The organism is Zunongwangia pacifica (genome assembly GCF_023499215.1).
Taxonomy (GTDB): domain Bacteria; phylum Bacteroidota; class Bacteroidia; order Flavobacteriales; family Flavobacteriaceae; genus Zunongwangia; species Zunongwangia pacifica.
Genome location: NZ_JAKHSK010000071.1, coordinates 1 through 6263, shown reverse-complemented (window position 1 = coordinate 6263; position 6263 = coordinate 1). Strand labels below are relative to the sequence as shown.

General features: G+C 37.9%; 4 protein-coding genes and 1 pseudogene. 1 reads left to right on the top strand and 4 read right to left on the bottom strand.

All coding sequences use genetic code 11. From position 1 onward, the window contains the following. Window positions 1–179: 179 nt before the first annotated feature. Window positions 180–1442, top strand: a complete 1263-nt coding sequence (gene ltrA, locus L1967_RS21870; protein WP_249603620.1) for a group II intron reverse transcriptase/maturase — start codon at window positions 180–182, stop codon at window positions 1440–1442. A gap of 101 nt (window positions 1443–1543) precedes the next feature. On the opposite strand, the gene L1967_RS21865 is transcribed toward ltrA, so the two are convergent. The 4 genes and pseudogenes from L1967_RS21865 to L1967_RS22520 form a co-directional block, all read right to left on the bottom strand. Further along, window positions 1544–2917, bottom strand: coding sequence for a hypothetical protein (locus L1967_RS21865; protein WP_249603619.1), 1374 nt, complete (start codon window positions 2915–2917; stop codon window positions 1544–1546). A 2-nt stretch (window positions 2918–2919) separates the two neighbouring features. Further along, entirely contained in the window at window positions 2920–4146 is a 1227-nt protein-coding gene (locus L1967_RS21860; protein ID WP_249603618.1) for a hypothetical protein, read from the bottom strand. A gap of 926 nt (window positions 4147–5072) precedes the next feature. Continuing rightward, window positions 5073–6023 (bottom strand): nitrilase family protein, encoded by a 951-nt coding sequence (locus L1967_RS21855; protein ID WP_249603617.1) that lies wholly within the window; start codon window positions 6021–6023, stop codon window positions 5073–5075. A 136-nt stretch (window positions 6024–6159) separates the two neighbouring features. Continuing rightward, window positions 6160–6263: pseudogene (locus tag L1967_RS22520) on the bottom strand (IS982 family transposase); the annotation flags it as partial.

The window sequence follows — 6263 nt, the reverse complement described above, 5'->3', positions numbered from 1 at the left end:
ACGAGATGGCTAGGTGGAGAAATCAGCCGACGTCATAGTAGCCAGCCTCCTGATAGGTTGGTGAAGGACTGAACGATAATGGTCCTCAATAAACGAGGGAGCAATCTTACGCTACGGATAGCCTTCCGGTAAAATAATAGCCTTCGATCAAGCGAGACAACAAATTTGTTTTAGTATTAATGATTAAAGAATTAACAAGTAAAAAGAACCTAAACCAGGGCTTCCGTCAGGTGTATCGCAACAAAGGAGCAGCAGGTATAGATAATGTCCAAATAACAGGACTCCAATCTATTCTGAAAACTCACGGCAAGCAATACACCGAGCAGATAGAAAGGGAATCTTATCAGGTGTCTCCAATACTGGGGGCTGAAATTCCAAAAAGCAACGGGAAGAAACGTTTACTCGGTATTCCCACAGTTGTCGACAGGGTATTTCAGCAAGCATTACATCAGGTTTTGCAACCCGTATTTGAGCCAGACTTCCAAAAGCACAGTTATGGGTTCAGACCAAACCGCAATGCCCATCAGGCCGTTGCACAGAGCCTTGAAAATATCAATTCTGGCTACCAAAACATCGTCGATATTGATCTAAAGAGCTTCTTTGATGAAGTGGCCCACGATGTCCTGTTAGACTTGGTATTCAAAAAGGTAAAATGCCGGGCTACCTTAAAGTTATTGCGGTCATTTTTGAGAGCTCCGATACAAATTAACGGCAAGTTGCATAAACGTAGAAAAGGAGTCCCGCAAGGTTCTCCTTTGAGTCCTTTGCTTTCCAATATCCTGCTCAATGAGTTGGATAAAGAATTGGAAAAGCGAGGGCACCGCTATGTAAGATATGCCGATGATTTTAGTATTTACGTTCGAAGTAAACCCGCTGCGAAACGCATAGGTAATAGTCTCTACAGATTTCTGCGGGATAAACTCCGGCTTCCAATCAATAGGAAGAAAAGCGGAGTACGTAAGCCTTTAACCTTTCAGGTGCTGGGATTTGGTTTTGTGCCAACCTACAAGAAAGGAGAAAAGGCAAAGTACCAAATTGTGGCAGAAGCGTCAAAATGGGATACATTTAAGGCTAAACTTAAATATATTACCAAAAAGACCACTCCTGCAAGCTTTGAAGAACGTATCCACAGAATCAATTTATTGCTAAGGGGCTGGATAAACTACTTCAAACCGGCATCCATTCTAGGAAAGCTTAAAAAGCTGGAAGAATGGTTAAGGAATCGTTTACGGTATTGCATTTGGCATCACTGGAAAAAGCCCGAACGAAAACGGAAAAACCTTATTCGGTTGGGAATTAATCCAGACCAAGCTTATGCCTGGAGTCGTACCCGAATGGGCGGATGGGCAGTAGCCCAAAGTCCCATTCTGCGTACCACCATCACCGTAAAACGCTTAAAAATGAAAGGTTATGTTAGTCTAATCGAATACTACAATCGATGAGTTTCATTGTTGAACCGCCGTATGCGAGACCCGCACGTACGGTGGTGTGAGGGGTGCACTCCGTCATTTGATGGCGGAACCATCCACTCGATTGGGGAGAGTTAGTTTTCATTAAATAATTTAATTGTTGAGTTGGAAAACCAAACCAAATTATTCTGCTCAATAATTAAATAAAACACAATTTCCTCAACTATCGGAATCACGAATTTTTCCAATAACAATTGAGCAGTGTTTTCTATCTGAGAATGATTTAGGAGCGTTTCATGTGTGAGGTGAAATTCAGTTTCTCTATTATGAACTAGGGAATTTCTAAATGCATACACAAGCTTAGCTATGAAGCTAGGTATTTGATCAGCATTGATAGAATCGTAATTCTTATCAATTCTAAGTAAACTCAATAGAGTGTCTACCTTTGATTTATCTGCAATTACATTTGGATAAAGTGCAGTCCATGAATCATTAATAAATTTCGTAAACTTTTGAGTAGCGGAATAATTCTCTTCGCATATAGCGGCAAACAGCTTTTTCAGAGCGCTTAATTCACTATTGCTTACCACGTCATGCATTCTTTGGAAATCCCTAATTGAAAAAACATCTCCAGAATACTTCCGTTCTAATTTTGTCAGTGGATACTTGTACATGAAATTTTCAATCAAATGATAGATTCTTAGATATTTATCCAAAATGTCTGTCTGATGATTGTATTCACTTAAAATTAATATTGAATCATCAAATTGCTGGTATTTCACTTCTTGATTAATTTGTCTAGTCGAACTGATATTGGGAAGTTGATCGTAATCGTATGGTGTATGAATTATTTTTCCACTTTTAACAATGTGAATACAAAGAGCTGACCTTATTTGACTACTGTTTGCTACGATATTTTTATTTACTAATACGTACTGTGTTGTTTCCAAAGGATTAGCCTCTATACCCAGGTTTGCAATTACTTGTATAATAAGTTGCCTAGGAATCGAATTTTGAGAAAAGTAATCAGCGATTCTAGTGGTATTAGAAAAATCAAGTAATACAATTGAGTTTTTTAACTCATTCTCATCAAAATACGCGAAATTTCTTTGATGAATTTGTTTAGTAAGCTTGGTAATTTCTAATTGAGATATGTCGTAATCCTCTTCTAATGAAATTTCCTCATCAATTGACTCATTCAGTAGATTAATTAAATAAACTATTACAATGCCCTCATGAATCCTATGATTAGGATAGTCTGGAAATTTTTCCGAAAATTTCTCTAATAGAGTTAATGTGTCATCAAAGTCAGCGTGAATTACTCCGTTAAGTTTTGATTTTTTGATTTCCTTTAATTGAGCTTCAATATCCTCTGATAGACTAAACAAATCTGCTTTTTTATCTTCATCGCCTAAACCATCATAATACTGCTCAAACTCATTGCCGTTAGTGGTTACACCACTAATAATTCGATTTAAATTATTATAGACTATTTCCTTTAATTCCATAATTATGCGGTTTTAAAGTAAAGTGACCAGTCTATTTTCTCTGAGCTCTCATCTAGAATCGTGGAAAGACCATTGTATACAGCTTTCTTATTTACATTACCAATGTTGACTTTGGCTAAGTCAACATTATTTCTGTGTTTCTCAAATTCATTTAGAGCTAAAATGGAAGGATTCTGAACTATTTTATCTTTCAAAAAGTTCAATGCCTCAATAGGTTTGACATAATTTTCATTTATGTGTTTACCAGTAGCTGCAAACATGCCAACCAAAGAGGTTTCACGTCCCATCCATTTTATACCTACGTCATTATAGTGTGAGGATACCGCAGAATCAATTTCAAGAAGCGTTCGTAAAAACGACTTTAAAAAATCAATATGTAAAAACCTATCGAATACCTCATCATTGAAATAGTTTGCTTGAGTTTTTTGAATAAGGTTTGTGTTAGTTGTCAACGGTTTGCCTTCACTTAAAGAAAGTACCGATGTGATTATATGAGAGAAATGAAACTGTCCAGGGATTCTAGACTTGCTATATTGAATTGAGCTTAATTCCTTTTCTCTGATTAATTCAAAATCGGGAAAATCAACTTTCTGAAGAATGGGTATAATGTTCCTAAAAAGTAACTCAAGTTGATGTTTCGTTTTGACAGGCTTGTGCCCAGCGTTCAGAATGAGCATTTTCGTCACTTCTTGGTCAGGAGAAAGTCCCTGCCATACTTCAAACCACTGTTGTCTATCGAATAAGTTAGATAGATTTTTTTGTCCTTCTTTTTTGGCATAAGAGGTCAACTCATATAGAATAGTTGAATTACTCTCAATCTGGATTAAATCTTCCTTAAAGGACTTGTTAAGTTGTAACTTAGAATAATCAAGAATTTCCTTACCATTTTCTTCAATTTTTGATGAAAGTAGATTGATTGAGTCGAATATAATTTTAAGCCTAAAGGTTCTCTGTAAACCATCCAGGATTTTATATTTATCAATCGATAGAATGTTGCCCTTGTCGGAATATTCATTTTCTTCTATTACTAAAACAATTGGAGGTATATGGTTTCCTTCAATAATCGTAGTGACAAGATTGTCGAGGTAAGTATTCTTTACTATCTCCCTTTGTACATCATATGATTTATAGTCAGCCGGTAGACTGTCAACGTAATCTTTCAATACAATACTTGTCAAAAAGCAAGTACTATTACTTTCATGAAAACGCTCTAATATTTTTGCTTCCATTTATTTCTTTTTTTCAATTCTCCCAAACGGCAGTCTGTCTCAAAACTCAAAAACACTTCCTGAGAATCGAGTATTTAAAAATTTTCTCAGGTAGCTGAACACTCAACACAAAATTAGAGGTTTTGAGACAGTCTGACGGTTTTGTGTATGGCTCGTTGCGGGAAATCCGCGAGGATTTTTCGCCGTAACCTAAAGATAGCAAATTGCAATGAATTTTCGGTAGAAAATTCAGCCGCAATGAGCTATACGCGGTGTGTGTGCCCAGCATGGGCATCTTTATCATATCTAAGATATGATATTAATCTAGAGGGTGCAAGTCCCTTATGGGCAGGAGTAACGCCTTGAACCATTAGTAAGCTGCAAGCTTTTCTGTCGTGAGACGGGAAGTAAAGGAAGCAGGACTACAAACCTTGGTACTGACGAACAGGAACCGGATAAGAGGCTATAAGGTTGGATGAACAAGCGCATCATTGTGAAGTCCTAAACGTTTCTTTGGAAATGAATACCGAAGTAGTAGATCCGGCAGGAATCAGGGGAAAGAAGATATCCTTACCTGGGGAGGTCTCCATAACCACGGGGTGGTATAGTGGAGAAGTCAGCAGAGGTCATAGTACCCATAGGGAACGAGGTGCAGCAAACTGCATAGGTCTCACAAATGGGAAAGGACTGAACATAATCGTTTCGGAAATTAGAATAGGAGCATTGTTTTTCATTCATTGGGTGACCGAATCCCAAGAAAATCTGTAGCCTATTCATAAAGTACGAAATAGTTTCAATTGGTGTAAAGAGCGAGTGAAAAGATGGATTATGAACCGCCGTACCTGCCTGCCGCAGGCAGGTACGAGACCCGTATGTACGGTGGTGTGAGAGGCGCACTCCGTCAGTTACTGGCGGAGCCGTCTACTCGATTATGCGCTGGCATTTTCTCAATCTTTGGTTGTTTCTTCTTTCATCCAAACGGGCGTTGTGTCCGATTTGTGATTACTACCTATTATGTCCTTGTATAGTTCTGGTCTTCGAGCATTTTTATACCTCCAACCTCCTGAGAGGTGAATTTTTTCTTTTGTGATTTTTGAAGTCGTAATTTCATTTTCGAAGGACTTTATTTCGGATAAGATTTCTCCATACGGGTCGATTATCATCGAATTGCCGTTTTTCAGATGCTCCCCGTCATAGCCAATTGGGTTTGTAAATGCGTAGTAAACTCCGTTATCGTATGCTCTCGCTGGCAACCAACGCATTAGCCATCGCCTACCTTTCGGCCCGTCAAACTCCATTCGTAACGAAACAGGGTCATTTTCACGGTTCTGCCAGTATTTGTCGGCTACGTAATCCCGATGTGGCATGGCCGATGGCGTACAACCTGTAACGTGAGGTGCAAAAATTAATTCCGCCCCTATAAGGCTTGTTGCTCGAACATTTTCAATTACGTTATTGTCATAGCAAATCAAAATTCCACATTTCCAACCAAGTAGGTCGAATACACAATATTTGTCGCCTGCGGACATATACTTACTAATGAATGGATGTATTTTTCGATACTTTGCTACAAGCCCGTCTCCCGTAACGCAGATATACGTGTTATATATTTTTCCATTTGATTTTTCTACTAGACCTGCTAAAATCGGAATACTCAATTCTCTGGAAATGGCAATTAATTCCTGCGTACTTTCTCCGTTTGGCACTTCCTCTGCCAATTCTGTTATCTGCTCTAGGCTCAAGTCCTTGGTAAAAGTGTAAGCGGTAATTGACATCTCGTGAAAACTTATTAAATCCGCTCCGTTGGATTTTGCTTTTTCCGCAAGTTTTCGGATTACCGATAAGTTGTATGTTTTATCTCCGTCTTTTGGTTGAAATTGGGCTACTGATATATTCATATTTTGATTGAAGTTGAATTTCATGATGCTTGTGCATAACGTATGGATAACACAACTTGTTGGTTTATATTCACTTTAGTTAAAATACTAATCTAAACGATTTTTTATTCTTTTAAAAGTAGTTAACTCAAGTTTCCTATTCTAAAATACATTTATGGATCTGAAATGCCATTACAAACAAGATCAATTTTAGAATAAACCCATTTGCCGTTACAGCGTTTATGTGCCTTGGCATCAAAG